We start from the raw sequence: 26,766 nt of genomic DNA, 5'->3' as shown, positions 1-26,766 counted from the left end.
AAATTTGGGATTTCGCTTTCGCGCGATAGCGCGATGAGAAATCCCAAATTAAATGGAAGCGGTCACTGACCGCCGCCCCACGCGTAGTGGAAAAAAGCGCGGCTGTGCGGCGCGGGTTTGAAACGGGAGTCATCTGGCTCGCGGCTCGCCACTCACGTGTGCTGCGCACGCTCGCCGCCCCCACTTCACAGCACGGTGCGGAGTTGTACGCTTTCTACGAAGCGGTCGCCGGAGAGTATGTCGGTGGCCACGATGAGTTTGTCGCCAGTGGTGATGCGGCCTGCTTGTTTGAGTAGGCGGATAGCGTCTTCAATCATGGCTTCGGGCTCGCTGGGGAGTGGCATGAGGTAGGGCTCGACAGCGCGGAGCAAGCGCAGTTGGCGCAGGAGTGCGGCGTCCGGGGTAAAGGTGAGGATGGGTGCGGAGGCGGGGCGCAGCGCGGCGAGTCCATGCGGCATAGTGCCGCGGCGGGTGAAGGTGAGGATTTTCGAGCCGGGGATTTGGTTGGCGAGCACGGTGGCCGAGTGCAGGATTTTCATCCGCTCGCTGGTGAAGAGGGCGATGTCGGGCGGTAGCCCGTTGGTTTCTCGTTCAATGCGGCGGGCCACTTTGTCGAGGGTTTGCACGCACTCCAGCGGGTAACGGCCCACGGTAGTTTCGCCGGAGAGCATGACGCAGTCGGCGAGTTCGTAGATGGCGTTGGCGACGTCGGTGATTTCGGCGCGGGTGGGGATGGGCTGCGTAATCATCGACTCGAGCATGTGCGTGGCGACGATGACGGGGCGCGCGTTGGCGAGGCAGGAGCGAACGGCGCGGCGTTGGATGATGGGCAGCTCTTCCAAGGGGCACTCAATGCCGAGGTCGCCGCGCGCGATCATGAGCGCGTCGGAGCTGAGGACGATTTCGTCGAGGTTGGTGATGCCGGACTGGTCTTCGACCTTGGCGATGATACGGGCCTTGGATTTTTTCTCGGCGAGGAATTCGCGCAAGAGCGCAATATCGGCGGCACTGCGCACGAAGGAGAGCGCGATAAAGTCTACGCCTTCTTCGATGCCTACGGCGGCGTCGGCACGGTCTTTTTCAGTGAGGGAAGGGAGGTTTACGGTGACGCCGGGGAGGTTGATGTGACGGCGCGATTTGAGTTCGCCGCCGGCGAGGACGCGGCAGCGGATGTGCGCGTCGTCTTTGGCTAGGACTTCGAGTGTGATGAGGCCGTTATCGACGAGGACGGTGTCGCCGACGCGGATGTCGTTGACGAGGTCACGGTAGTTGACGTCGACGGAGCGGACTTCCTCGGCGTCGCGGCGGTCGGAGCCGGGTTTTACGGTAAAGTCGAAGATTTCGCCGACGCGCAGCTCGATGGGGGTTTCGAGGTCGCCGGTGCGGATCTCGGGGCCTTTGATGTCCATGAGGATAGCGACGTCGCGGCCCACTCGTGCGCTGACGGTGCGGATGCGGCGCATGATCGTGCGCGTCCATTCGTGGTTGGCGTGCGCCATGTTAAGCCGGATGACATCGGCTCCTGCGCAGATGAGGGCTTCGAGCATCTGCTCACTCTCGGTGGCGGGCCCGATGGTGAAGATGATTTTGGTGCGGCGGCTGAGGTAGTGGCGGCCAGGGCTGATGGGGAGTTGCGTAGTGGGTGTGGCGTTTTGGGAGGGGGTGTCGGAGCCGTTGGTCATAGGTTTCGTTTTAGGAGTAAGAGGGGGAAGGGAAGGGGAATGATGGTTTTTCAACAGTAGGCGAGAGAGAATCGGAGTGGCCTTCGGCCGCGGCAGCCGCAGCGCTGGGGGCGTCGTCGTTGTGCGCTGTGCTCAGGTCGAGAAGCGGGCTCGCTTCCCCGGGCGCGAGGATGGTGACTTCGCAGTGCGGGGGGAGTTGGGCGCGGATTGGGGCGAGTGCTGTGGCAACGGCTTCGGGGTGGTTACAGTCGCGGCTTAGGTGAACGAGGAAGAGGTGCCGCCAGCGTGGGTTGGCGGTGGCGGCGAGGAGTTCGGCAGCGGCTGCGTTGGAGAGGTGGCCGTGGCGGCCGCTGATGCGTTGCTTGAGCGACCAAGGGCGTTTGGGGTCGGCTTTGAGGAGTTCGGCGCAGTGGTTGGCCTCGACGACGAGGATGTCGGCTTCGGCGAGTTGGGCGCGGACGTTGGCGGGTGCGTAGCCGAGGTCGGTCAATGAGACGACGGCTTGATCGCCGCACTCAAAGCGGAAGCCGACGGGTTCTTGGGCATCGTGCGGGACGCTGAAGCTGGTGACTTCGAGGTCGCGGTAGGCGAAGCGCGCGCCGGTCTCAAAGTGCACCCAGTGGGGGCGGTGTTTGAGTTTGGCTTGGATGGCGCGGGCGGTTGCCTCGTTGGCGTAGAGGCGGATGTGCGGGTGCTTGCGCAGTCCGTCGAGCCCGGCGCAGTGGTCGCCGTGCTCATGGGTGAGGAAGATGGCGTCGATTTTGTCGAGCGAGAGGGCGGCGTGTTCGGCGAGGAGTTGGCCGAGGCGGCGTGCGGAGAGCCCAGCGTCGATGAGGACGGTCGCGCCCGCCGTCTGGAGTAGCGCGCTGTTGCCCGAGCTGCCGCTGCCTAAAATACAGAACCGCATCAATTTCACGGTTGGGGGCGCGGTGGCAGGCTTCGAGTTTTTTTATTTGCTTGTGGGGGAGTTGAGACGGCGTCTCTTCAGGACCCGTCCTATGGGAAAACATATGTATCTGCACCGCACTGCGGAGGGCCAGCCGCCGAAGTTTGAGCGGGCTTATGACGCGGCGTTTCGCGCGAGCCCGAGCTATCGCGCCTCATTGCCCGACGTGATGGAGGCTGAGCACGCGCCGCTGCGCGGTGAGCACCGCCCGCAGCAGCAGGTGGGGATTCACAACTTTCGGCTGCCGCTTTGCTACCGGACGGCGACGGGCGAGCAACTGACGCTAGAGACGAGCGTTACGGGCACCGTCTCAGTCGAGGCCGAGGAGAAGGGCATCAACATGAGCCGGATAATCCGGCAGTTTTACGCGCACAAGGACGAGCCGGTGAACTGCGAGTCGATCGGGCGTGTGCTGCGCAGTTACCTGAGCAAAATCGAGAGCAAGGAGGCGCGGCTGCGGCTCTCGTTTTCTTACCCGATGCTGCTCAAGAGCCTGCGCAGCGAGATGGAGGGCTACCAGTATTACCAGAGTGCGTTTGAGGGCGTGATGACCGATGCGGGCGAGTATCGGCGCTTCGTGCATTTTGATTTTGTCTACTCTTCGGCTTGCCCGTGCGCAGCGGAGCTCACCGAGCACGCGCGGGATACGCGTAGGGCTTATGGCGTGCCGCATTCGCAGCGCAGTAAGGCGCGGCTGACCGTGGAGCTGGCCAAGGGTAAGAAGCTCGCGCTCGAAGACCTGCATGCGCACTGCGTGCGCGCGCTGCAAACCGAGACGCAAGTGATGGTGAAGCGCGAGGACGAGCAGGCCTTTGCCGAGCTAAACGGGGCTTATCTGAAGTTTGTCGAAGACGCGGCGCGGCTGCTGTATGTGGAGCTCGACGCAGACCGGCGGATTGCGGACTTCCGCGTCTCCTGCGCTCATCTCGAGTCGCTGCACTCGCACGACGCAGTGAGCACGATTGCGAAAGGCGTACCCGGCGGGCTACGCACCGATTTTATGGATTACGGCCAATTGCTGTGTTGAGCGTTTGATCCGCAGTCGCCCCTTTACCTCTAACTCCTGATCCAAAAAACGAAATAGCGAGTACTCGCCGAGGCCGCTCCACGACCGTCCGCGAGGTAACTGACCGCTCTCTCTGAGCTTCCACTGCGCGTGGGGCGGCGGTCAGTGACCGCTTCCATTTAATTTGGGATTTCGCATCGCGCTATCGCGCGAAAGCGAAATCCCAAATTTGAAAGCACTCCCCCCTGTCGCGTTGCGACAGGGAGGGGAAAGTAGAGTGATAACTCGTTTGGGCGAGGCGGGGAAAATCAGTAGTAAACACCCGCCGCCAAATAAAACAGCCTGCGGCTGCGCCCCACGCGTAGTGGGAAAAAGCGTATCAGCCAGCTCGAGGCGCCGGCGGTTTCGTCGCGGCTCGCGTTTAAAATGGGAACAGAGCGCTAAGCCTTGGTCGTCTACGTGGATTTACGGCATTAGCTGGGGAATCGGTGCTGAAAAGGAGGGGCGAATCTTCCCGGAGCGCGGGCTTTTGGGCTGGAGGAGGATTGGAATTTGGTCTCAGTCTCTCGGATTGCGTCTCTCCTGTGTGTCGCTGTCATGCCTGACTCTTTGCCTAACAATCCTTCGACTTTGCCGCTGTGCCAGCTTCCGGCGGGCGAGCGTGGGCGGGTGTTGACCCTGGCGGGGGATGCGCCGTTTTGCCAGCGGGTGCGGGAGATGGGTTTTGGTGAGGATGCGGTGATTACCAAGCTTTCGGGGAGCGCTACTATCCTTTGCCAAGTGGGGGAGACGAGGCTTGCGCTCAGCCATGAGGCGGCGCGTCGGATTAGGGTGCAGGTGATCGGGCCTAGCCACTCGGGTGGCGCCTGAGAATTGCCTGTTTAGCGCCGATTTTCTCCCTCTGTCTCTCACTCGTCCCCCGTTTTTTTCTTCTCTCAATAATGTCTGAACTGATTCGCCTTTCTACGCTCGCTGCCGGCACTCGCGCGGTGGTGCGCGAATTTCCCATAAGCGGCCCGTCGGTGGTGAGGCTGCGTGAGATGGGGCTGCTAGTGGGGACGCCACTCACGCTTGTGCGCACTGCGCCGCTGGGCGATCCGATCGAGATAAAAGTGCGCGGCTACTTCCTGACGCTGCGCAAGAGCGAGGCGGAGCATATCCTCGTCGAGCAGGCAGCGCCCGCTGCCAATTAGGCGAGCGGCCCGCTGCCCGCTCGTTTACCGTGAAAGACCAACACCGTCCATGACGACTTTACCTGAACATCTCAGCTCCTCTTCCGCAGTGTCCACCGAAGCGGCGTCCGCAGCCGCAGTGGGTGGCGGCAATCGCCCGTCTCCCACTTACGCGATTGTGGGCAACCCGAATTGCGGGAAGAGCACGCTGTTTAATGCCCTAACGGGGCTACGCCAAAAAATCGGCAACTACCCGGGAGTGACGGTTGAGAAGAAGGTCGGCACGGCGTGGTCGCAGCACGGGCAACCCATCACGCTCATTGATTTGCCGGGGAGCTACTCGTTGGCGGCGCGCTCACCCGATGAGGCGGTGACGCGCGATGTGCTCTTTGGGCGGCGCGCAGAGACGGCGGCCCCCGACCGGATTTTGTGTATCGTCGATGCGACGAACTTGGAGCGAAACCTGTATCTCGTCCATCAGGTGCTCGATCTCGGGCGGCCCGTCATCCTCGTCCTCAACATGATGGATGTGGCGCGGGCGAGCGGGCTAGCGATCGATGCGTCGCACTTGGAGCACGAGTTGGGAATTCCGGTGATTCCTTGTGAGGCGGTAAACGGGAAGGGCATCGTCGAGCTGCGCATGGCGATGAGTCGCGCGAGCTTGCCGCTGCCGCGCCACGCGTGGGACGTGCCTGCCGAGATCGCGCCCGCAGTAGCCGAGTTGCAAGCGGCCCTGATGGAGGGAGAGGGCAAGCCTGCGCTGCTCGCGCGCGCCGAAGCACTCTTACTCCTAACGGCTGCGGGGAGTGCCGCTGCCGCGAGGGAGGCGAGTGACGTCGCCACTTTCGCCCCCGAAAGTCGCGCCGCGACTGTGCTAAGCCATTGGCAAAGTCATTGGCGCAAGGAGGGCGTGGACTGGGCGGCTTCACTTGTGGCGGCGCGCTACGATGCGATTTCCGCGCTTTGCGAGCGAGTCGTTGCGCAGCGTAAACCGGTCTCGGCAGCGGACAGTGCGAGCGCCGCTGCGCACGCGAGCCGCAGCGACCGTATCGATGCGGTGGTGACGCATCCGCTCTGGGGCTGGCTCGTGCTCGGCGGGCTGATGACGCTGATTTTCTTTAGCATTTTCACTTTTGCCGAATACCCGATGGACTGGATTGACGGGAGCGTGGCGAGCTTTGCCGACTGGGTGAAGGAGGCGCTCCCAGAGGGCGATTTGCGCGACCTCATCACTGATGGGGCGATTGCGGGGGTGGGGGGCGTGGTCGTGTTTCTGCCGCAGATTCTGATTTTGTTTTTCTTTATCGGGCTGTTGGAGAGCACCGGCTACATGGCGCGCGAGGCGTTTATCATGGACAGGCTGATGAGTCGCGTGGGGCTAAACGGTAAGTCGTTTATCCCGATGCTGAGCTCTTATGCGTGCGCGATTCCCGGCATCATGGCGGCGCGCACGATTGAGAATCACAAGGACCGGTTGGTGACGATTTTGGTCGCGCCACTGATGAGTTGTTCGGCGCGGCTGCCGGTCTACTTGCTGATGATTGCGGCACTGCTTCCGGGCGACACGGTGCCGGTCGCGAGCAAGGTCGGGCTTATGCTGCTGATGTATGCGCTGGGAACGGGCGGCGCCTTTGGCTTTGCGTGGCTGTTTAAGAAAACGCTGCTCAAGGGCGAGCCGCCGCTGATGATTATGGAGCTGCCGCCCTACCGGATGCCTGCGCTAAGGGCCGTCGCTCGGCAGATGCTCGACCGCGCGGGGCTCTTCCTGAAGCGCGCGGGCACGATCATTTTGAGCATTTCGATAGTCCTGTGGTTTTTGGCGACGTATCCGCGTGCACCCGAGGGCGCGGACGAAAGCGGGCAACTCGCGCAGAGTTTTGCCGGCCAGGCCGGGCACTTGATTGAGCCGGCGATTGAGCCGCTGGGCTTTGACTGGCAGGTGGGGATTGGGCTCATCACCTCGTTTGCAGCGCGCGAGGTCTTCGTCTCGACGATGGGCGTGGTCTTTAATGTCGATGACCCCGAGGAGGACACGACGCCGTTGCGCGAGGCCTTGGCGGCGGCGACTTGGCCGGATGGGCGGCCACTGTTTACGCCGCTCGTGTGTCTAAACCTCATGATTTTTTACGTCTTTGCGATGCAGTGCGTGGCGACGGTCGCAGTCGTACGCCGCGAAACGAACTCCTGGCGCTGGCCGCTATTTCAAATCGGCTACATGACAGGAACCGCTTGGCTTGCCTGCTTCGTCGTCTATCAAGTGGGCACTGCGCTCGGTTTCTGAAGCGGCGTGGCTCGGGCCTTTGCGCTTGCGCTTCCTAATTTCGTCACTCCTTCGCACTCATGTCCTCCGAACTCCAAACGCTCCTCTCACTTCTTATCGTGATGGTAGCTGCAGTTTGGCTTTTACGCCGAACTTTTGGGAAAAATGCGAAAGGCGGCTGCGCCAGCGGCGAGTGCGCTGCGCTCAGCCCCAGCGTCAAAAAACTGAAGCGAAAAGCCCGCCGCGGGTAAAACTGCGCACGCGGCGGGCATTGCGCCCGCTGCGCCGTGTATACACGCTTACTGCTTTTCCTTACCCCATCTCTAACCCCCAAAATAGCCTCTAGCGAGCCGGCGCGCCTAACGGCGACAAGCGGGCTACACGTCTGCGACCAAGCCGCTGTCGGCATTTTTTTTTCACTCAAGTATAACCTTAAACGAACGGCTTCTCTTTACTGACCAGCGGTCCGTTTGGTGACCGCCACCACGGCAAGGAAGAGGGGCTGCCCCTCCTGTGGAAATCCTCATCCAACCCAATCCCGAAGCAGGCTGCCTCTTGGCCGCCAAAATCATGGCGCGCGTCGTGCGCGAAAAGCCGACCGCCGTCCTCGGCCTCGCGACGGGCCGCACACCGCTGCAGCTCTACAACGAACTCATCCGCATGCACCGAGATGACGGGCTCGATTTTTCCAAAGTCACGACCTTCAACCTCGATGAATACGTGGGTCTGCCCGGCACTCATCCGCAGTCCTACCGGCACTTCATGGACGAGCACCTCTTCCGCCACATCAACATCGACCGTGCCCGCACCCACGTCCCCGACGGCACTGCCGCCGACTTGCAAGCCGAGTGCCGCAGCTACGAACAGCGCATCGCTGATGCGGGAGGCATCGATATCCAACTCCTCGGCCTCGGGCGCAACGGCCACATCGGCTTTAACGAGCCGACCGGTTCGCTGCGCTCCCGCACTTGGGTAAAAATCCTCTCCGAGCAGACCTTGCGCGATAACAGCGAAGTCTTTGGCAGCGATGAACGCGGCATGCCCAAGCAAGCCATCACGATGGGCGTGGGCACCATCCTCGACGCCCGCCAATGCCTGCTCCTCGCCTTTGGCCCGTCGAAAGTCCGCGCCGTCGCGCACATGATCGAAGGCCCGCTCGCGGCCATTTGCCCCGGCTCCGCCCTCCAAATGCACCCGCGCGCCATCGTGCTCTTAGACGAAAACTCCGCCGCCGGCCTGCGCTACGCCGACCACTACCGCTGGATCGATCAGCACAAACTCGACTGGCAACGCCACCACGCGTAGTAAGCCGTAGCGCCTACACAAAAACTACGACTTCGCACTCGCCGCAGAGCGCTCGTTGCCTCAAGCCTCTGCGACATGTCCGACCCCGTCTCCATTAGCGCGCTCAAAACCTACACCATCCAAAACGAAGCGGGAGCCTCCGCCGACATCCTCAACTACGGCGGCATAATCACCGCCCTGCGCGTGCCCGACCGTGCAGGCGTTTTGGGCGACGTCGTCCTCGGCTTTGCCAAGCCCGAAGAATACTTGGCGGAGCCGTATAAGAAAAATTCCTGCCCCTATCTCGGCTCCATCCTCGGGCGTATCGCTGGGCGTGTGACAGGCGGCAAACTGCGTCTCCCCAATGGCCGTACGTACGAACTTGCCATAACTGACGGGCCCAACCATCTGCACGGCGGCGTGTGCGCGCTTGATAAACGCCTCTGGGAAGTGAAGCACACCGCGCCCGACTCCATCACCCTTTTCTACCACAGCCCCGACGGCGAAGAAGGCTACCCCGGCGCACTCGACATCACGCTCAGCTACACGCTCCGCCACGACAACGCCCTCGTCGTGGAGACCACGGCGATTAACCGCAGCGACTTCGCAACCCCGCTCTCGCTGTCGCAGCACAGCTACTTCAACCTCGCAGGCGAAGGCAGTGGCGACGTCCTCGACCACGAAGTGCAAATCCTCGCCGATCACATCATCCCCCCGCTTGACGACACGCTCACACTCTCCGGTGCGCTCACCTCCGTCGCGGGACGCGCCGACGACCTGCGCAAAGCACGCCGACTAGGCGACGTCGTTTCCGGCCTCTTTTTAGAGCACGGCGCACACTACTTCCTCCGCGCCAAAGCACTGACGCCCGACTGGCCCGAACTCGTCGCCCGTGCCTACGAACCGAAAAGCGGCCGCCAACTCGAAGTCCTCACCAACGACTGCGGCCTCCAATTTTACACCGGCTCAGGGCTCAACCTTTCCTGCGTAGGTAAATCGGGCCTACCCTACGGCCCACACGCGGGCCTATGCTTCGAGTGCGAAGGCTACCCCGACGGCGCGCACCGCCCCGAACTAGGCGACATCCTCGTGCACCCCGGCACCCCGCAACGCCGCAGCACGATCTACGCGTTTTCGGTGCGGTAGTGGCGGCGCCTTTTGCTTGGCGCAGTGGCTCACTCACTGCTGGGCACGCCGCCGATAGAAACGCGAGGCATCTGGCTCGCGGCTCGCCACTCACGTGTGCTGCGCACGCTCGCCGTTTAGCGCAGCAGGTCGGGCTCGCTCAGGGTTTTGAAGCCGCGGCCGTTTAGGGCTTGGGCGGCGGTCTCCGGCTCTTCGACGTGGATGGCAAGCCGCTCGCGGCCTTCAGGGCGTTTTAAAAACGAGTAAAAGTAGTGCAGGTTCACCTCGGCTTCGAGGAGGGCCGCGAGCATGGTTTTTAGCTGCGACTCGTCGGGCAAGTCCACCACGACGACTTCGCGCTCCACGTAGGGAAAGTCGTTATTGATGAGCAGTTCGCGGGTTTTGTCGCGGTCGTCGACGATTAGGCGAATGATCGCGCTGTCGATGGTGTCGTGGACGGTGAGCGCGAGGATGTGCACATCGTAGGTGTTGAGCAGCGAGGTGAGGTCGTAGAGGCGGCCAACGCGGTTCTCGGCAAAGACGGAAAACTGCTTCACCGGACTCATGGCACGGGCGATGCGGGCGTTGACGATGGGGGTGGCAGTTTGCATCGGCGGAAGTGGGTTTGATGTGGTGCTCGCATCGTACTGGATGCGCACAGAAGCGCGAGTGCAGGCAAAGCTGCCGCGTCGCTTAGCGGCGGTCAATCCGCTGGCCGAGTTTCCAGCCTGCAAAAACACCGCCGATTGACCCGATGCCACTCAAGATAAACGAGCCCCACCAGCCCCACGCCCCGCCAAGAAACCAGCCAAGGTAACTGCCTAAAAACATACCGATGAGGATGGGGAGCCGATGCATAATCGGTGGCATCCTGCCGCGTCCACACACGCCCGCGCGACACTTTTAATCACGCTGCGCCACGCGACCCCCGCCACTTCCGCGCTCGGGCACGATGACGCGCTGTAATCCCTCTTTTCCACTACGCGTGGGGCGGCAGCGTGTCGCTGCACCCATTTACAGAGCCGCTTGGTTGCCGTGCATGCGCACAGCAACCAAGCGGCTCTGTGAAAAGGCCCCCAAACTTGGAGGCGAAGGTTTACTGGTGATTTCCCCCACCTCGCCCAAACGGGTTATCACTCTACTTTCCTCCCCCTGTCGCAACGCGACAGGGGGAATGCTTTCAAATTTGGGAATTGGTTTTGTCGCGAAGCGACGGGGCCAATTCCCAAATTAAATGGAAGCGGTCACTGACCGCCGCACCACGCGCAGTGGAAAAGAGGGCGAGGCGGAGGCAGCCTGCGGCTGCAAGTAGCGGCGATTATGTGCGGGAAGTCGCTGTGCTTATGACTGGTGCGCGGGTGAGTTTGGGTTTTGCCCGAGCGGACTTTGCGCAGTAGCGTCGCGCCTCAATGACAGCCCTCAATGCTTCTCCACTAAGTGCCAACGAGAACCTGCTCAAGTGGGTCGATAAGATGGCCGCGCTCTGCCAGCCGGCTGCGATTCACTGGGTCGATGGCTCGCAGGAGGAATACGACTCGCTGTGTGCCCAGATGGTCGCCACAGGTACCTTCGTAAAGCTCAACGAAACGCTTTGGCCGGGCTGCTACTATGCGCGTAGCGATGCGAGTGATGTCGCCCGCGTCGAGGATCGCACTTTTATTTGTTCGCTCTCTCCCGAATCTGCCGGGCCGACGAACCACTGGGTCGCGCCAGACCAGATGCGCAGCAAGCTGCGCGGGCTCTTCAAGGGCTGCATGCGCGGTCGCACGATGTATGTGCTGCCCTACAGCATGGGGCCGGTCGGCTCGCCGCTCGCGCAGCTCGGCGTGCAGCTCACGGACTCGCCCTACGTGGTAGTTAACATGCGGATCATGGCGCGGATCGGGCTCCCCGTTTTTAAGGAAATCGACAAGGGCGAGAAGCGCGTCGTGCCCTGCATGCACTCAGTCGGTGCACCGCTTGCACCCGGCCAAGCCGACGTGCCGTGGCCCTGCAATCCCGACAAATACATCGTTCACTTCCCCGAGACGCGCGAGATTTGGAGCTATGGTTCGGGCTACGGGGGAAACGCCCTTTTGGGGAAAAAGTGTTTCGCCCTGCGTATCGCCAGCGCGATGGCGCGCGACGAGGGTTGGATGGCCGAGCACATGCTCATCCTCGGGCTCGAAAGTCCGCAGGGCGAAAAGACCTACGTCTCCGCCGCCTTCCCCAGTGCTTGCGGCAAGACCAACTTTGCCATGCTCGTGCCGCCGGACTCCTTCGCCAAACAGGGCTGGAAGGTCTGGACGGTGGGCGACGACATCGCGTGGATTCGGCCCGATGCGAGCGGCCAGCTCCGCGCAATTAATCCCGAGGCCGGTTTCTTCGGTGTGGCGCCTGGCACGAGCGTAAAGACCAACCCCAATGCGATGGCCGCCCTCGCGAAGAACACCATCTTCACCAACGTCGCGCTCACACCCGAAGGCGGGGTGTGGTGGGAAGGCATGACCGACGAGCCGCCACCCGCGCTCACCGATTGGCAAGGCCAGCCTTGGACGCCCGATTGCGGCCGCAAGGCGGCGCACCCCAACGCGCGCTTCACCGCCCCCGCCTCGCAATGCCCGACTATCGACCCCGATTGGGAAAAGCCGGAGGGCGTGCCCATCAGCGCGATGATTTTTGGCGGTCGCCGCGCAACTACGATGCCGCTCGTTTACCAAGCCTTTAATTGGTCAAACGGCGTCTACATTGGCGCGACGATGGGCAGCGAGATGACCGCCGCCGCCGCAGGCACGATTGGGAAAGTGCGCCGCGACCCATTCGCGATGTTGCCCTTCTGCGGGTATCACATGGGCGACTACTTCCGGCACTGGCTAGCGATGCAGAAGAAGCTCGTCGTCACGCCGCGCATTTTCCACGTCAACTGGTTCCGCAAAGACGCCGAAGGGAAATTCATGTGGCCCGGCTTCGGTGAAAACATGCGCGTGCTCAAGTGGATCGTCGACCGAGCTCACGGCCACGCGCTGGCCCGCGAGGCACCCATCGGCTGGATGCCCCGCTACGACGATATCGACTGGGACGGGCTCGACTTCTCGCGTGAGGCCTTTGAGCAACTCCAAGCCGTCGACCGCGCCGCGTGGCACGCCGAGATCGTCGGACACGAAGAGCTCTTCATCGAACTCCATGACCGCCTGCCCAAAGAAATGGTCTACGAACGCGAGCTGCTCATCGCACGCTTGTGAGACACGCACTCGCGCCCTCGGAACTCCCACTCCGCGTGGGGCGCAGCCGCAGGCTGCTTTATTTGGCGGCGGGCTCGTTGGCCCGCCGTCCATCGCTGCACCCATTTACAGAGCCGCTTGGTTGCCGTGCATTCGCACAGCAGCCAAGCGGCTCTGTGAAAAGGCCCCCCAAACTTGGAGGCGAGGGTTTACTGGTGAATTTTCCCTCCTAGCCCAAACGGGTTATCCCTCTACCTTCCCTTTTGCTCCTCTCCCTGTCGCAACGCGACAGGGGGGAATGCTTTCAAATTTGGGATTTCGTGATCGCGCAACGCGCGAGCCGAAATCCCAAATTGAACGGGTGCAGGCACAGCCTGCCGCCCCACGCGGAGTGGAGAGCCTGCGGTATTCACGTAATGACTACGTAGTGGATTGCCGTTGATTAACTTGCTGCGCGGGAGTGCGGCCACGTAGTTTCGCTTAAGTGAAAGGCTGGATACTCGATATTTTCCGCACGGTGTGGGCCCTGTTCTACTGGAACTTGCGCAAGACGACCTATGCCCTGAGCGTACGGCGCAGTGGCGCAGGTGCGGGGATTTCAGGCCCTGCGCCTTGCCAAGACGCGAGCGATTCGGGCGAAGGGATGAAGACTGGTTGTGAGGCGTGCCGGACTTGGGCGCGCCGCTCGCGCTTTCAGCGTGTGTGTCCGCTACTCACGCAAACGGCCGAGGGCTACTGGCTGTGTGGAGTCGATGCAACGAAGGTGCGGCCCTTTTGGGGGCGGGCTTTCGGCTACTTCGGCGGCAGTGTAGTTACGATGCTGATACTCGCTGTGGCGGTCCTTTACGGCACGATGCACGGTATCGGTTACGATGTGTCGATTCGCCAACTGGTGTGGCCACTGGCTTGGCGCGAACTGCGTGGCGTGCGCGCCGAGCTCTTCATCAAACAGGCGCGTGAGAGTTACAAAGCGGGCGAAATCCAGCAGGCGATTCAGGCACTGGTCGTCGCTTATCAACTCAACCCGACCGACCTGAAAACGGCGATGACGCTGGCGCAGTTTTACCAAATTAGCCGTCCCAGCCAAGCCGACGTCCTTTATCAAAACGTCCTCATACAGCACCCCGAGGCTGGCGACGAAGCCTCGCAAGTCTGGTTTCACAGCCTACTCGCACGCGGGCGGCTCGATGTGATTGCGGAGCTCGCGCAGCAACGGCTCGCCGCCAATACGCCGCAGGCTCCGACCTGGAGCTATGCGCTGATTTTTGCGGCGCGGATGATGCCTGAGAAAGTCGACCTCGCCGCACTCGCCGACGATACTGCGATCCCGATCGCCCCACGCGGGGTGTTTTATCTGGCGTCGCGTGTGGAGCAGCGTGCGAAGTTTTCAGCAGAGGCGGCGCGCAAGGAGTTGCTTGAGGCGGCTCCCGTGGCGGGCTTTCCGCTCGACCGGATTTACCGCGTCGAGGCCCTGCTCCGATTGGGCTTTGCCGAAGATGCGCTGCAACTCATGTCGCAGTGGAAAGATGACTTTAGCGGGCGGGATATGGGGCGACTGCTCCTGCGCGCCTACTCAGTGATGGGCGAGCACGAGCAATTGCGCGCGGAGTTTCGCGCCATGCTTGCGCCGACACGTGAGCTGCGCTCGCCAGAACTCACCATGATGGCTGTGCACCTCGTGCATTTCCCCGATGCCTCGCTCACGCGGCTCTTGGTCGAAGCGCTGCCGCGCCTGAAGTCCACTGAAGACGACAGCGGTCAATGGCTGGAAGCCGTGAATGCGGTCTTCTGTGCAGCGGGCGTAAATGGAGACAAAGAGGGCATGGCCTCGGTGAGGCAGCTGCTTGTCGATACTTACGGAGTGAGCGGCACGATCTTGGAAATCCTCGCACTGTTTTTCCAAGGCGACTCCGAGATTATGCAAATTGGCACAATCCTGCCGCACTTGAGGCCGCTCGTGACCGACCTGAACTATGCGCTGCTCGAACGCTACGGCGTGCCCCGCTCCGAGCAGTTTGAGGTGGAAGATCCTGCACTCGCACCGAGTCGCGCATCGGGCGGGCCACCGCCCGCCAGTACCGACTAATCGTTGCGCCCATTTCGCTCCCTACATCTCGGGACACTTCGGCGAGGGCAGGCGGCCTATGGCATTTAGGCTTTTGCCTCCCGCTGGTCGCCCCCGCCCGTCGTAGAAACATCAAATCGTTCCCCGACGCAGTCGGGGGTGCGAGCCTACTACTGGGGGCTAGCGCCTGCTGAGTGAGCGTGAATAGTCGCGGTGGCTTACCGCGCCGCGTAGCGCGGGGTGGCACCGCGTTGGGTGGCGACCCATTCGCCGATGCGGGCGGCGGCAGCGAGCGCCGCCGCTGGCGATTTGCCTTCGATTAGCAGCGCGGTGAGGAGGGCGGCGAGGAACGAGTCGCCCGCGCCTACCGTGTCAGCGACCTCGACGGGGCGGCCTGCCTCAAAGTGCCAGTGGCCGTTGTGGAGGAGTCCTGCGCCGCGCTCGGCACAGGTGAGGCAAATCGTTTTTTCTGTGGCTGAGTTTGCGCTCCAGCGCGCGGCGAGTGCGCGCGCGTCGGCTTCTTCGTGGCCGGGGCTTTCGGGGCCGCCGCGGGCGAGTCGGCCGGCTTCGGCAGCGTTGAGTTTGATGAGGGTGGCTTGGGGCGCGAGTGAGTTGACGAGGGGCAGGTCGTCGTGTGGCGGGCGCAGGTTGACGTCGAAGATGCGCCAGGCGTCGGCGGGCAGCGCGGCGAGGACTTGGTCGAGCGTGCTGCGGTTTGCGGGCGAGCGCAGCGCGAGTGAGCCGAAGACAAGGCCGCGTGCGGCGGCTGCGGCGCGCAGGGCGGCTTCGTTAACGTGGATGTGATCCCAAGCGGTGTTGTTCGCGAAGCGGTAACTCGCCTCGCCAGTCGGAGAAAGTTCGATGCGCCCGTAGCCGGTCGGAAATTCGGCGTGCTCCGTGATCGTGTCGGTGGGCAGCCCCCAGGCGCGGATGCGGCGCAGAAACTCTTCGCCGAGGATGTCGCGGCCCACAGCGGTGACGATTCGTGCGTCCAGCCCGTGTTGATGGAGGTGGTAGGCGACGTTAAAGGGGGCACCGCCGGGGAAGAGTCCGTCGGGCAGGAAATCCCAGAGGAGTTCGCCAAAGCAAAGCAGAGTGGGGCGTGGGGTGGCTGGGTGTGTCGCGTTCATGGAAGAGAGGGCGCGCGAGGCTCATCTGTGTCGGGGTTTGGGGCAATACTGCGTGCGCTGCGGTGCTGGAAATAAATTAACGCCGTAGCGTCGGCTACGGACTTGCGGATAAGCGAAAGCGCATTTCCCCTCTGCGCACTTATGACCGCTACAATCGGAAAACCCGCCCCCTCGTTTAGTGCCAAAGCCGTCGTTAATGGCGGTGAGATCGTCAGCGACTTCTCGTTGAGTCGCTACTTGGATGAGAAATACGTCGTCCTGTTTTTCTACCCGAAGGACTTTACCTTCGTTTGCCCGAGCGAGCTGCACGCCTTTCAGGCGGCTTTGAGCGAGTTCGAGTCGCGCAATACTGCGGTCGTCGCCTGCTCGACCGACACCGAGCAATCCCACTGGGCCTGGCTCCAAGTGCCGAAAGCCCAAGGCGGCATTCAAGGCGTCACCTATCCAGTGGTGGCCGACACGAATAAGACCATCTCGGCGGCTTACGGCGTGCTGACTGGTGAGTATGAGTTCGACGAAGACGATGCCGGGCGTATCGCGCTCGCCGCGACAGCCGAGGAGTTGATCGCTTACCGCGGGCTTTTCCTCATCGATAAGAAGGGCGTCGTGCGCCACTTCCTCATCAACGACCTGCCGCTCGGGCGCAATGTCGACGAGGTACTGCGTATGGTCGACGCGCTGCAATTCTTCGAGGAACACGGCGAGGTTTGCCCGGCGAATTGGTCGCGTGGCAAGGCTGGTATGAAGGCCACCCGCGAGGGCGTCGCCGAGTACCTGGCTGCCAACTGAGTTCCGGAGGCAGTCACAGTGTACCACTGCGCGTGGGGCGGCAGCGTGTCGCTGCACCCATTCAATTTGGGATTTCGACTCGCGCTATCGCGCGATCACGAAATCCCAAATTTGAAAGCACTCTCCCCTGTCGCGTTGCGACAGGGAGAGGAGCAAAAGGGAAAGTAGCGTGATAACCCGTTTGGGCGAGGTGGGAAAAATCACCAGTAAACTCCCGCCTCCAAGTTTGGGGTCCTTTCTACCGAACGCTTGGCTGCCTTGGGTGGCGGAGTCGTCGAGCGCGCAGACTGCGGCCTCGCGTTTTGGACTCAAAAGAGCAGCGTCTCTCTCCGTGCCTTCTTCCGAGCAGTCCGATTTATTTTCCGATGAGCCGAGTGCTGCGCCTAACGGTAATGGCTCGCCGCGTCCGCGCGCTGGGCATGCCACCGTGCCAGCCTCGCAACCTTTGGCCGCGCGGATGCGCCCGCGTCGTCTCGCCGAGGTCGTCGGCCAAGAGCACATCACGCGCGAAGGCTCGCTCTTGCCGCGACTCGTCGCGCAAGACCGCTTCGGTAGCCTGATTTTTTACGGGCCGCCGGGCTGCGGGAAGACGAGCTTGGCCGAGTCAATCGCTGCCGAGTCGGGTGGCCGCTTCGTTCGGATTAATGCGGTGATGAGTAACGTGGCCGAGCTGCGCCAGCTCCTCGCCGCCGCCCGGGCGAATCCTGCCGCACGCACGATTTTGTTTATCGACGAGCTGCACCGGTTTAACAAATCGCAGCAGGACTTGCTCTTGCCCGATGTTGAGGAAGGCAATGTGCGGTTGATCGGAGCCACGACGCACAATCCGGGGTTTTATGTGAACGCGCCGCTACTCTCGCGCAGCCATTTGTTCCGGCTCGAACCGCTCTCGCCCGCTGCGATTGCAGGCGTGATGCAGCGCGCGCTGGCCGATGACGAACGCGGGCTTGGGAAGCGCCGTTGCACAGCGCAAGAGGATATCCTGCTCGACCTCGGCGCACTCTGCGAAGGTGACCTGCGCCGCGCACTCAATGCGCTCGAAGTCATCGTGTTCGGGCTCGATGAGGGCACGGCGATCACCGCCGCCGATCTCGAAGTTTTCGCACGCGAACGGCGGATCCGCTACGATGCCGACGAGGACGAGCACTATGACACGATCTCCGCCTTCATTAAAAGCTGCCGAGGTTGCGACCCGGATGCCGCTATGTATTGGTTGGCGAAGATGCTCGCGGGCGGCGAAGACCCGCGCTTCGTGGCGCGGCGGCTCGTGATTTTGGCGAGTGAGGATGTCGGGCTTGCCGATCCGATGGCCTTGCCGCTGGCGGTCGCCGCGCAACAGGCCGTGGACTTTATCGGGCTGCCCGAGGCGGAGCTGACGCTTGCACATGCGACGCTCTATATCGCTACTGCGCCAAAATCGAACTCGGCGACGCTCGCCCTCGCCGCCGCACACGCCGCGCTGAAACGCGGCCCCGTGCAGCCCGTGCCACTGTCACTGCGCGACAAAAGCGGCAAGGCCAACAAGGCCGCCGGACACGGGCAGGGCTACCGCTACGCGCACGACTATCCCGAAGCGATTTCGGGCCAGGCGTTTTTGGAAAAACCACTCACGCTCTACACGCCGAAACGTAATGGATGGGAGGCAAAAATCGCCGACCGCCTCGCACACTGGGCAGAGCTGAAATCCCAACTCCGCACTCATTAAGTCACCCTAGCTAATCCCACTCCGCGTGGTGCGGCGGTCAGTAACCGCTCCCATTTAATTTGGGATTTCGTATCGCGCGTTGCGCGATCACGAAATCCCAAATTTGAAGCGAGGCCTCCTATCGCGATTCGATAGGGGATTGCTGATTCCAATTTGCGATTGGGTTTGGGCGCGAAGCGTCCCGAGCCCAATCGCAAATTAAATGGCAGTGGCGACACGCCACCGCCCCACGCGGAGTGGAGAGAGAGTCTGAGGGCTGTGCTAAGCAGGGCTTACGGGTTGGCTGCCTTGGGAGGCGGAGTCGTAGAGGGCGCGGATGAGTGAGACCGCGTTGCGCGCTTCGTGAGCCTCAATGCCGAGGCGGGGGAGTTCGGCGCGGCCTTCGCGGCGGGCGCTGAGGTGGGCGACGAGGTCGCGGATTTGGCGGGTATGGCCCTCGGCGCTGATGGCCGAGGGATTGGTCGCGCCCGAGCCCATAGCGCTGTCGGCGGCGGCGGCGAGGATCGCGCTGTCTTCGGGGCGTTTGTCGCGAAAGTCCCAGCGCGTGAGCGCATCGTCTTCGAGCGTCACCGAGCCGTGTTCTCCGCAAATCTCGATGCGGCGGGCCCAGCCCGGATAGGCCGCCGTGCTGGCCTCAATCGTGCCAAGCGCACCGCTCGGGTAGCGCAGTGCGGCGACGGCGGTGTCCTCGCTTTCGATACCGGTGTGAACGCGGCGGGTGCTGTGGCCGACGACTTGGGTGGGCATGCCGACGAACCACTGGAGTAGGTCGATGCCGTGAATCGCTTGGTTCATGGTCGCCCCGCCGCCATCGAGCGCGCGCGTGCCTTTCCAGCCGCGATAATAAGCAGGCTCGCGAAACCATTTCACGTAGGCACTGGCCAGCACGATTCGTCCGAAGCGACCGGCGTCGAGCGCGGCTTTGATGTGTTGCGCGTTTTTGCCAAAGCGGGCTTGGAAAATGGGCGCTACGACGACGTCTGCGGCGAGTGCGGCGGCGAGGAGCTGGTCGATGCGGGCGGTGGTGATCTCGAGCGGCTTTTCGATGACGAGGTGCTTAGCTGCCGCGATTGCGGCCAGCGCGGGCTCAAGGTGAGCCCCGCTCGGCGTGGCGACGCACACGACATCGACCTCGGGGTGGGCGAGGAGCGTGGCGAGGTCAGTTGTCGCGGTAGGCGCGGCGTGGCCGGTGGGGAGAAATGAGCGGGCTTCATCGGCGAGCTTTTGGGCGGTCTCGGCGTTTCGGCTGGCGATGCCGACGAGCCGTGCACCTGCGGTCGCGGCAATCGCGCGCGCGTGGTAGTGAGCGATCATCCCGCTGCCGACGATGGCAAAGCCGAAGGGGCGACTCGGAGCAGTGGGCTTAGCTGGCGGCGAAAAATGGGCTTGGCGGGGCATCTTGGCACAAGAGCGAAGTGGAACGCGCACCCACGGCAACGGCGAAGCGTAGGATGCGATTGCTATTTGCCCAGAGCTCGGCTTTTTAGCGCGCCTCCCACGAGTCAGTGGGGCCCTGTGCACTAAACTAGCCTCAGATGAGGCGACCCAGTTCCGCATCTCTTATTTATAAACACATGAAAAAAACGAAACGATTCTCTCTTCTGATACTATTTTTCACGTTATCAATCGGGTTTATTCATGCGAAGAGCGAGGCGGACTCTGGAGATAATACAGTTGTATTTTATTTTGTCCGGCACGGAAAAACGATTTTAAACACACTGGGGCGGTTGCAGGGCTGGGTGGATGCTCCACTTACCGCAGAGGGGAGAGTGGTCGCAGAGCAACTTGGTCGGGGAATTCAGCGCGAGGGGATTGAGTTTAAGAGGGTGTATTCAAGTGATTCTGCTCGGGCAAAAACGACAGCGAGTATTGTTTTGGCCGAAAGTGGGCGGGTCCTCCCGATAAACGAGACCTCGGCACTTCGGGAGCTTGCTCTCGGAAGTTACGAGGGAGAGCTGGATGAGAAAATGCTTCGGGAAGTGGCTCTGTATATGGGATATAAGTCGGGCGAGGAACTGCTTGAGGCAGAGAAAACGGGGATAGCGGTTATTATACAAGCGCTTGCTGCGGTTAAGGCTTTGGACACGCTGGGGATTGCGGAAGATTATTACGATTTAAAAGCACGAGCGGAAGTGTTTATACGAGAGATTGCGGAGAAGGAGGCGTCGGATGGCGGAGGTAATATACTTGTCATTTCGCATGGATTTACAATTGGGATTTTGCTTTCCGAACTCGATGACGAGGCGGATTATCCGACCGCGATAGATGTAAAAAATGCCTCCGTGTCGAAGGTGAGTTATAAAGATGGGAAATTTACAATAGAGAGCGTGGGTGATATGCATTATGTCGAAAAAGGCAGCGTGATTGACGCTATAGTCGTTGAATGAGGGCTTTGCGTTGAAAGGAGACGCTTCGCGAAGAAGACGCCCGAAGAATGCGTAAACCCTTGCTGTGCGTAGTTACCGCTAGCGTTGCCGCTTGAGTTGACTTACGTCCGCTAGCGGTCGCTCTTGAGCCGTGACTTTCCTCTAAGCGCTGAACGGTTCTTAGCAGCTTCGGTACCCACAGTAAAAAAGGACGGCAATCCTATGACACAAAAATCCGACGGTATGACCTACGCCCCGAAGGGCGAAGCGCGGCATGTGGTCAAGCCTGGCGAGTTCGTTTTTGCGGCGGCTCACCTCGACCACGGCCACATTTTTGGCCAATGTAACGGCCTTAGTGAAGCTGGGGGCACTCTCAAGTGGGTCTACGACCCCGATCCCGAAAAGGTACGGATTTTCCTTAAAGCATACCCGCATGCGAAAGTCGCGCACAGCCTTGAGGAGATTTTGAATGACTCTGAGGTGAGGCTCGTGGCGGCTGCGGCCATACCCAATCGGCGTGGGCCTCTCGGGTGCCGCGTCATGCGCGCGGGCAAAGACTATTTTACGGATAAAACGCCCTTTACGTCATTCGCGCAGCTCGAAGAGGCGCAGGCGACTGTGCTCGAGACGGGCCGTAAGTACATGGTCTACTTCAGCGAGCGGCTTCATGTGGAGAGTGCCATGTACGCGGGCGATCTGGTGCACGGCGGCGCGATCGGCCGCGTTATCCAAGTGATGGGGCTCGGGCCGCACCGACTCTCCAAGGCGTCGCGCCCGGCGTGGTTTTTTAATCGCGAGGAGTACGGCGGTATCCTCTGCGACATTGGTAGCCACCAGTTCGAGCAGTACTTGTATTATAGTGGGGCAAAGGACGCGACGGTCGCCAGCGCGGCGGTGGGCAATTTCGCTAACCCCGAAACCCCCGAGCTGGAAGATTTCGGCGAAGCCTCGCTCGTCGGCGATAATGGCACGTCGAACTACATCCGCGTGGACTGGTTCACGCCCGATGGGCTCAGCACTTGGGGGGATGGGCGCACGATTATCCTCGGGACGAAGGGCTATATCGAGCTGCGCAAGTACGTCGATGTCGCCACTGGCAGCCCGGGGAAAGACTACGTCATTCTCGTCGACGACAAGGGAGAGCAGAAGATCAACGTCGAGGGCAAGGTGGGCTTTCGTTTCTTCGGCGAGCTGATTCTCGACTGTCTAAACCGCACCGAGAAAGCCATGACACAAGCGCACGCCTTCAAGGCTGCCGAACTTTGCCTCAAAGCCCAAGCCGCCGCACGTGTGCTTACGCCGCGTCTATAGCACTGGTTTCTTTAGAGGCTAAGCCATTGGAAACAGCGAGATAGCCCGGCCTCCTAGAGTGGACTCTACGCGTTTGCTTCGTTCCAGAGCGCATCTCGGCCCATGAGTTCTTTTAGGCTTGGGGGAGAAAGAGCCCGGGGGCTGTCTTTGCTTTTGTTTTTTCAGATAAAAAAGGTTGCGGCGCGCGAGTAAGCGCGGCGCAACCCGAGTGAGTTAGAGCCACAAGTGCTCTAGGAGTTTAGAAATCGTAGCGCACCGTGAGCTTTGGGTTAATCGGGACGCTGACGAAGATGCTGCGACTACCAGCAGCAGCTTGGATATAGTCTCTATCTAAAAGGTTCTTAACTGCGAGAGTCGCTTGCCAGTGTTTACCGAAGCGATAGCTGGCACTGGCTTCGACCACGGTATACGAGGGGACCCAAAATGAGGGCTGGATGCGTACAGGTGCAAAGCCCGAAGGTGGCGTGGTAAAATTAGGTCCAACATCCCCTGCACGCTCTCCCGTATAACTGGCGCCGAGCCCTACGCGTAGCCCGCGCAACGGCCCCTCGGAGAAAGTATAGCTGCCCCAAATTGCAGCCATTCTCTCAGCGACATTCGAATAGGGCATGTCATCTTGGTCGCGATTTTTGTAATCGGTGAAGCTACCAATGAAGGAAAGGGATTGGGTTGGCGACCAAGCGAACTCGAACTCCACCCCTTTGGCAGTGCGATCAGCAAACAGTGATGGGAGGGGGGGGTCCGGAATAGGGGTGATAAAGTTTTCAGGATTGGAACTCCAGACGTTGCTCTGCACAATGTCGAAATAGGCGAGCGTTGCGTAGAGCCGTCCATCGAAGAGTTTTAGCCTTATGCCGCCCTCGTGCTGCCGACTCGGAACCGCAAGCGGGGGGACGGCATCCAGAGAGCTGACATTACCGAGCGTCTCTTGTTTGGAGAATCCATAATAAAGTGAAACCGCGGGTGTTACGTTGTAAACAATGCCGCCAGAGGGGAGCATCACTTCTTTTTTACCCTCCCCATAGTCTCGGTTTAAGTTATTCTTTGTGCTACTAAAGGAGCGGTTTTGCGAGAGGCTACCACTTAGTACTAAGCGGTCTTCAAATAGCCGGGCCACCTGGTAAAGGTAGACTTGGCTGCTGCGCTCACGCTTTGATACTTGGCCGAGCCAGTTTGCGAGTGTGTAGCCGGGGGGAGTGTAGTCTTTCGTGAAGTCGTAGTTAGTCGGATTGGGCGTATAGAGTTGCCAGCGGTTGCTTTGACTATGGTAGTTAAAGGCATAGCCTACGACTGTTTGGGATTTCCAGCTTGTTGCTGTGTGCTCATATACAAAATCGTTTTGAAAGTTAGCTTGGTGGCCTGCCACCCAATGTTTGAAACCGCCCAGTGTGTAAGTAGGGCTATCGTTACGGGTCACTCCATCCCAACTCCACTCTCCGGTGATTTGGTCCAGCTTGATTACTTCTACGTTGGGAAGGCTGGCTCCGAAGCCGGGGTTCGTTACATTTATCTCTGAGGCACTCCCAGCGAGGCGCATTGAGAGCTTATCCGTAATCTGCGAGGTCAGGGAAAGGCGCACATGTTCACCATTTTGACGGTTCGCATAGGGTCGCCCTGGGAGCATAAAGTCGCGTGGCAGGCCGTCTAGTATACGGATGTTACTGCGGTTTACCGCATAAAGGGAAAGTGGAGTCCCGCCGTTGGATGGAGCTATGGTGTTATAGGCTTGAGCCTGAAGCGTCAACTCAGTCGAGCCTCCTAGGCGATAAGTGAGCATAGGCATCACAATGGTACTTTGATGGAAGTTCTCGCGTCCGTAATCATCGGCGTCGGTGAAGGCTCCGACAACGCGCACTGCGAGCTTATCCGGCTGCACAACATAGTTAGCATCAAGCTCTGCGCGATTGGCTCCCCAGCGGCCCACCTGATACGAGATGTAGCCTCTGTTCGTGAAGAGGGGGCGCTTGGTGATGTTGTTGACCACGCCACCGGGCAGGCCTGCCGGAGCGATGATCGCATTAGGCCCTTTGACTACCTCTATCCGCTCAACGACGATGGGGTCTAGGTTGGTCCAGTTAAATTGACTAAATCCATCCATCGTTGCCCCATAGTTATCAAATCCACGGATGTTCATCGCATCAAGCAGGCCCGGATTGCCCGCTTCTCCGATGCCTGCCACATATTTTACGGCATCGAGGAGGCGATCCGTGCCGACATCGGTCAAAAACTCATTGGTAAGGACTGAGAGGCTCTGGGTGGATTCCATCAAGCTAACCCGAACCCGGGTTCCCGAAGTCGCCTCTACGGCTTGATAACGGCCGATATTGGCACTCTCGTTAATCGAAAAGGGGGAGAGCCGGACGATCTCTTCGTCGTTTTGGGCTGGGGCTTGCTGGACATTGGCAGCGACGGCCAGAGCAAGCATCAGCGAGGATATTCCGGTGCGCATCGAGGCGCGGTGTGCATTTCTACAGGGTAGGGTAGGGGGCATATTTATGGGGTGGGGTTGAGTGAAGCGGTACGTCGCAAATTATGCGAAGTACCGAGAACGGTTGCTTCTCGGCAAGAAATGCGCAGCTTGGCAAGGCAATAGTCGAAAACTACGGACTGTGGGGGCTCTATAATTTAGTCGTTAATTGCTTTCCGACGTGATCGCTTGGCTGCTCTATCCAGCGATAAACCAAAGCGCCGAGTGCGAAAGAGACAAGAAAGCATAGCGCGGTAAAATAAGGCGGGACAAGGGAGGTGACTTCGAAGTCTGGTATGTTAAATAGCGGACGGGCGATGAAGATGACCACAAAATGAAACAGGTAAGTCGAGTAGGTCCAACGTCCTATACGCGATAGCCAGTCGATTCGTACTGGGGTGAGGATGACCCAAAGCAGAAACCCTAAAATGCCGAGAGCTCCTGCCAGCTCACAGGAGCGGCCTGTCCCTCGAACCGCAGAATAGCTCATAAGTAGGACAATCATTGTCATGCCCGAGACTACGCCCAGTGCGGATGATCGCGCCCAGTTTACGCCGAGCTTTGGTGTAAGCCACCGGTAACGATAAAAATCAAATCGACGAATTTCTCGGCAAATCCCACCCCAAAACATGACGACTAGGTAAGGAAGCATCGTGTCGTAATCTACGACCGCATCTGAGGCGGTGACTTTCCTAACAGCCAGCCCTAGGAGTAGCAGATAGCCTAAGAGGAGCACCTTCTTGCCCAAGTGGCCAAAAATAAGAAACAGGCCAGCAATTGCTAAGTAGAAGACGAGCTCTATCTCTAGAGTCCAGAATTGAGCGATTGAGTGCCCCCTCGATCCAAGGCTCGGTAGCATGACTGCATCCCAGATCCAGTCCCCAACTCCATATTGGGGCTTAATCCACAGCGTGAGAAGAAACGCTACCCAGAAAGGCGGATACAGTCTCCAAAAACGACGTATGAAAAAACGCTTCACGCCTTCTAAGCGCATGCCCCTCAGGGTGTCTGGGATGACAAAACCACTAATCGCAAAAAACATCACTACCCCTATTGCTCCGATCTCCACGCGATCCATAAGGAAGTCGTTTAACCACGGGGGCCAAACCCTCGCATGCGCTATGACCACTAGGGCGCAGGCGATTGCTCGCAAACTGTCTACCTCGCCAAAGCGTTTTTTCGGGAGGATCGTGCGAGCTGCGGGATATTCGGGAGGCATGGCCTCTCCCTGTCTTTCTTGAACGCTTGTAGTTCCTTTATGACGCAGATACCCCCTGTCTCGTTGTGGGGGCCTTTTTCTCCCCTGCTGGGAACAAGTTTGTTTGTTGCGCGTCTGTGCGCTGCGTTCACCTCCTAGAAATACGTAATCTCTGATCTTCTTATGAAACTCCGAAGCTTCCTCACTGCCTTTGTGCCTTTTTGCTCGTGCTTGCTGCCGCTTTCGGCGGCTGCTGCTCAGCCGCTCGCCGTGGGCGATACGGCCCCATCGGTGAGCGCTCTCGCCGACAATGGCGAGTCGCTCGATTTTGCCGAAGTGTATGCGAATAACCGCTACACTCTGGTTTATTTTTACCCCAAAGCGGGGACAGCCGGTTGCACTGCGCAGGGCTGCTCACTGCGGGATGCTTACGAAGAACTGACTGAGCGCGGTGTAGCGGTCATTGGAGTCAGCACCGATACAGTCGAGGCGCAGCGTGCGTTTAAGGAAGCGCAGGGCTACCCGTTCCCGCTCATCGCGGATGTGGATCAGAAAGTGATTTCGGCCTTCGGCGTGCCTATGCGCGCGTTTGGCGGGAGCGATTTTGCCTCGCGCCAAGCTTTCCTAATTGAGAACGGGAAAGTCATTTGGGCGGATTACAAGGCGAGCACGAGCAAGCAGGCCGAGGACGTCCTAAGCGTTATCGCGGCCCGTTAGGCCGCGAGTCGTATCGCAGTTTAGTTGGCCGGTGTGTCCTAGGGACTGTTCCCACTTCAAACGTGAGGCATCTGGCTCGCGGCTCGCCACTCCCGTGTGCTGCGCACGCTCGCCGCTGGCTGATACGCTTTTTTCCACTGCGCGTGGTGCGGCAGGCTGTGCCTGCACCCATTTACAGAGCCGCTTGGCCGCCGTGCATTCGCACAGCAACCAAGCGGCTCTGTGAAAAGGAACCCAAACTTTGGAAACGGGGGTTTACTGGTGATTTTCCCACTTCGCCCAAACGGGTTATCACTCTACTTTCCCTTTTACTACTCTCCCTGTCGCAACGCGACAGGGGGAA

At 60.3% G+C, this 26,766-nt stretch carries 21 protein-coding genes; 13 read left to right on the top strand and 8 right to left on the bottom strand.

Annotation, left to right across the window (positions count from 1 at the left end; all coding sequences use genetic code 11):
- Positions 1–185: 185 nt before the first annotated feature.
- Together pyk and AXK12_RS03420 are read right to left on the bottom strand one after the other, a co-directional pair.
- Complete coding sequence (gene pyk / locus AXK12_RS03425) at positions 186–1,682, bottom strand: pyruvate kinase (protein ID WP_082782620.1); 1,497 nt, start codon at positions 1,680–1,682, stop codon at positions 186–188.
- 10 nt (positions 1,683–1,692) lie between these two features.
- Positions 1,693–2,589, bottom strand: coding sequence for an MBL fold metallo-hydrolase (locus tag AXK12_RS03420; protein WP_068711468.1), 897 nt, complete (start codon positions 2,587–2,589; stop codon positions 1,693–1,695).
- 91 nt (positions 2,590–2,680) lie between these two features.
- Between AXK12_RS03420 and folE2 the strand changes: the two genes are divergently transcribed.
- From folE2 to AXK12_RS03390, 6 genes are all read left to right on the top strand, one after another.
- Entirely contained in the window at positions 2,681–3,655 is a 975-nt protein-coding gene (gene folE2 / locus AXK12_RS03415) for a GTP cyclohydrolase FolE2 (protein WP_068711466.1), read from the top strand.
- 576 nt (positions 3,656–4,231) lie between these two features.
- The gene (locus tag AXK12_RS03410) at positions 4,232–4,504 is read left to right on the top strand and encodes a FeoA family protein (RefSeq protein WP_082782619.1); all 273 of its coding nucleotides are present in this window, start codon (positions 4,232–4,234) and stop codon (positions 4,502–4,504) included.
- 71 nt (positions 4,505–4,575) lie between these two features.
- Positions 4,576–4,827 carry a FeoA family protein gene (locus tag AXK12_RS03405; protein WP_068711462.1) on the top strand — a complete coding sequence of 84 codons (252 nt, stop codon included), beginning with the start codon at positions 4,576–4,578 and terminating at the stop codon, positions 4,825–4,827.
- Positions 4,828–4,876: 49 nt separating this feature from the next.
- Entirely contained in the window at positions 4,877–7,087 is a 2,211-nt protein-coding gene (feoB, locus tag AXK12_RS03400) for a ferrous iron transport protein B (RefSeq protein WP_082782618.1), read from the top strand.
- 492 nt (positions 7,088–7,579) lie between these two features.
- Positions 7,580–8,371, top strand: coding sequence for a glucosamine-6-phosphate deaminase (gene nagB / locus AXK12_RS03395; RefSeq protein WP_068711460.1), 792 nt, complete (start codon positions 7,580–7,582; stop codon positions 8,369–8,371).
- Positions 8,372–8,446: 75 nt separating this feature from the next.
- Positions 8,447–9,496: an aldose epimerase family protein gene (locus AXK12_RS03390; protein ID WP_068711458.1), complete on the top strand. Its 1,050-nt coding sequence runs from the start codon at positions 8,447–8,449 to the stop codon at positions 9,494–9,496.
- 116 nt (positions 9,497–9,612) lie between these two features.
- Here AXK12_RS03390 and AXK12_RS03385 read toward each other — a convergent pair whose 3' ends face one another.
- Positions 9,613–10,086 (bottom strand): acetolactate synthase, encoded by a 474-nt coding sequence (locus tag AXK12_RS03385; protein WP_231863516.1) that lies wholly within the window; start codon positions 10,084–10,086, stop codon positions 9,613–9,615.
- Positions 10,087–10,168: 82 nt separating this feature from the next.
- Entirely contained in the window at positions 10,169–10,345 is a 177-nt protein-coding gene (locus AXK12_RS08880; RefSeq protein ID WP_231863515.1) for a hypothetical protein, read from the bottom strand.
- A gap of 539 nt (positions 10,346–10,884) precedes the next feature.
- Here AXK12_RS08880 and AXK12_RS03380 point away from each other — a divergent pair.
- Both AXK12_RS03380 and AXK12_RS03375 read left to right on the top strand, forming a co-directional pair.
- On the top strand, positions 10,885–12,696 hold the full coding sequence (locus tag AXK12_RS03380) for a phosphoenolpyruvate carboxykinase (GTP) (RefSeq protein ID WP_068711456.1): 1,812 nt from the start codon (positions 10,885–10,887) through the stop codon (positions 12,694–12,696).
- Between the two features lie 463 nt (positions 12,697–13,159).
- Positions 13,160–14,761 (top strand): hypothetical protein, encoded by a 1,602-nt coding sequence (locus AXK12_RS03375; RefSeq protein WP_068711454.1) that lies wholly within the window; start codon positions 13,160–13,162, stop codon positions 14,759–14,761.
- Positions 14,762–14,958: 197 nt separating this feature from the next.
- Here the strand turns inward: AXK12_RS03375 and AXK12_RS03370 are convergent, their stop codons facing one another.
- Complete coding sequence (locus tag AXK12_RS03370; RefSeq protein WP_068711452.1) at positions 14,959–15,870, bottom strand: PfkB family carbohydrate kinase; 912 nt, start codon at positions 15,868–15,870, stop codon at positions 14,959–14,961.
- A 141-nt stretch (positions 15,871–16,011) separates the two neighbouring features.
- Between AXK12_RS03370 and AXK12_RS03365 the strand changes: the two genes are divergently transcribed.
- Both AXK12_RS03365 and AXK12_RS03355 read left to right on the top strand, forming a co-directional pair.
- Positions 16,012–16,659 carry a peroxiredoxin gene (locus tag AXK12_RS03365; protein WP_068711449.1) on the top strand — a complete coding sequence of 216 codons (648 nt, stop codon included), beginning with the start codon at positions 16,012–16,014 and terminating at the stop codon, positions 16,657–16,659.
- A 331-nt stretch (positions 16,660–16,990) separates the two neighbouring features.
- On the top strand, positions 16,991–18,364 hold the full coding sequence (locus AXK12_RS03355) for a replication-associated recombination protein A (protein ID WP_082782617.1): 1,374 nt from the start codon (positions 16,991–16,993) through the stop codon (positions 18,362–18,364).
- Positions 18,365–18,625: 261 nt separating this feature from the next.
- Here the strand turns inward: AXK12_RS03355 and AXK12_RS03350 are convergent, their stop codons facing one another.
- Positions 18,626–19,762: a Gfo/Idh/MocA family protein gene (locus AXK12_RS03350; RefSeq protein WP_082782616.1), complete on the bottom strand. Its 1,137-nt coding sequence runs from the start codon at positions 19,760–19,762 to the stop codon at positions 18,626–18,628.
- Between the two features lie 176 nt (positions 19,763–19,938).
- Between AXK12_RS03350 and AXK12_RS03345 the strand changes: the two genes are divergently transcribed.
- Together AXK12_RS03345 and AXK12_RS03340 are read left to right on the top strand one after the other, a co-directional pair.
- Positions 19,939–20,751, top strand: a complete 813-nt coding sequence (locus AXK12_RS03345) for a histidine phosphatase family protein (RefSeq protein WP_068711443.1) — start codon at positions 19,939–19,941, stop codon at positions 20,749–20,751.
- A gap of 201 nt (positions 20,752–20,952) precedes the next feature.
- Entirely contained in the window at positions 20,953–22,041 is a 1,089-nt protein-coding gene (locus tag AXK12_RS03340; protein WP_068711441.1) for a Gfo/Idh/MocA family protein, read from the top strand.
- A 238-nt stretch (positions 22,042–22,279) separates the two neighbouring features.
- Here AXK12_RS03340 and AXK12_RS03335 read toward each other — a convergent pair whose 3' ends face one another.
- Positions 22,280–24,466 carry a TonB-dependent siderophore receptor gene (locus AXK12_RS03335; RefSeq protein ID WP_068711439.1) on the bottom strand — a complete coding sequence of 729 codons (2,187 nt, stop codon included), beginning with the start codon at positions 24,464–24,466 and terminating at the stop codon, positions 22,280–22,282.
- A 193-nt stretch (positions 24,467–24,659) separates the two neighbouring features.
- The gene (locus tag AXK12_RS03330; protein WP_068711437.1) at positions 24,660–25,727 is read right to left on the bottom strand and encodes an acyltransferase family protein; all 1,068 of its coding nucleotides are present in this window, start codon (positions 25,725–25,727) and stop codon (positions 24,660–24,662) included.
- Positions 25,728–25,889: 162 nt separating this feature from the next.
- Between AXK12_RS03330 and AXK12_RS03325 the strand changes: the two genes are divergently transcribed.
- Positions 25,890–26,423, top strand: coding sequence for a peroxiredoxin (locus AXK12_RS03325; RefSeq protein WP_068711435.1), 534 nt, complete (start codon positions 25,890–25,892; stop codon positions 26,421–26,423).
- The last annotated feature ends 343 nt before the right edge of the window (positions 26,424–26,766 follow it).

This window comes from Cephaloticoccus capnophilus (genome assembly GCF_001580045.1).
GTDB lineage: Bacteria > Verrucomicrobiota > Verrucomicrobiia > Opitutales > Opitutaceae > Cephaloticoccus > Cephaloticoccus capnophilus.
The sequence above is the reverse complement of the archived record's forward strand: the minus strand, read 5'-3'. Positions and strand labels throughout refer to the sequence as shown.

Excerpts from the sequence above, each read along its gene's own strand:
- pyk (WP_082782620.1), bottom strand. The coding sequence starts at position 1,682 with ATGACCAACGGCTCCGACACCCCCTCCCAAAACGCCACACCCACTACG.
- AXK12_RS03420 (WP_068711468.1), bottom strand. The coding sequence starts at position 2,589 with ATGCGGTTCTGTATTTTAGGCAGCGGCAGCTCGGGCAACAGCGCGCTA.
- feoB (WP_082782618.1), top strand. The coding sequence starts at position 4,877 with ATGACGACTTTACCTGAACATCTCAGCTCCTCTTCCGCAGTGTCCACC.
- AXK12_RS03370 (WP_068711452.1), bottom strand. The coding sequence starts at position 15,870 with ATGAACGCGACACACCCAGCCACCCCACGCCCCACTCTGCTTTGCTTT.
- AXK12_RS03345 (WP_068711443.1), top strand. The coding sequence starts at position 19,939 with ATGAAAAAAACGAAACGATTCTCTCTTCTGATACTATTTTTCACGTTA.
- AXK12_RS03335 (WP_068711439.1), bottom strand. The coding sequence starts at position 24,466 with ATGCTTGCTCTGGCCGTCGCTGCCAATGTCCAGCAAGCCCCAGCCCAA.
- AXK12_RS03405 (WP_068711462.1), top strand. The coding sequence starts at position 4,576 with ATGTCTGAACTGATTCGCCTTTCTACGCTCGCTGCCGGCACTCGCGCG.
- AXK12_RS03340 (WP_068711441.1), top strand. The coding sequence starts at position 20,953 with ATGACACAAAAATCCGACGGTATGACCTACGCCCCGAAGGGCGAAGCG.
- AXK12_RS03325 (WP_068711435.1), top strand. The coding sequence starts at position 25,890 with ATGAAACTCCGAAGCTTCCTCACTGCCTTTGTGCCTTTTTGCTCGTGC.
- AXK12_RS08880 (WP_231863515.1), bottom strand. The coding sequence starts at position 10,345 with ATGCCACCGATTATGCATCGGCTCCCCATCCTCATCGGTATGTTTTTA.
- AXK12_RS03380 (WP_068711456.1), top strand. The coding sequence starts at position 10,885 with ATGACAGCCCTCAATGCTTCTCCACTAAGTGCCAACGAGAACCTGCTC.
- AXK12_RS03365 (WP_068711449.1), top strand. The coding sequence starts at position 16,012 with ATGACCGCTACAATCGGAAAACCCGCCCCCTCGTTTAGTGCCAAAGCC.
- AXK12_RS03330 (WP_068711437.1), bottom strand. The coding sequence starts at position 25,727 with ATGCCTCCCGAATATCCCGCAGCTCGCACGATCCTCCCGAAAAAACGC.
- AXK12_RS03390 (WP_068711458.1), top strand. The coding sequence starts at position 8,447 with ATGTCCGACCCCGTCTCCATTAGCGCGCTCAAAACCTACACCATCCAA.
- folE2 (WP_068711466.1), top strand. The coding sequence starts at position 2,681 with ATGGGAAAACATATGTATCTGCACCGCACTGCGGAGGGCCAGCCGCCG.
- AXK12_RS03385 (WP_231863516.1), bottom strand. The coding sequence starts at position 10,086 with ATGCAAACTGCCACCCCCATCGTCAACGCCCGCATCGCCCGTGCCATG.
- AXK12_RS03410 (WP_082782619.1), top strand. The coding sequence starts at position 4,232 with ATGCCTGACTCTTTGCCTAACAATCCTTCGACTTTGCCGCTGTGCCAG.
- AXK12_RS03350 (WP_082782616.1), bottom strand. The coding sequence starts at position 19,762 with ATGCCCCGCCAAGCCCATTTTTCGCCGCCAGCTAAGCCCACTGCTCCG.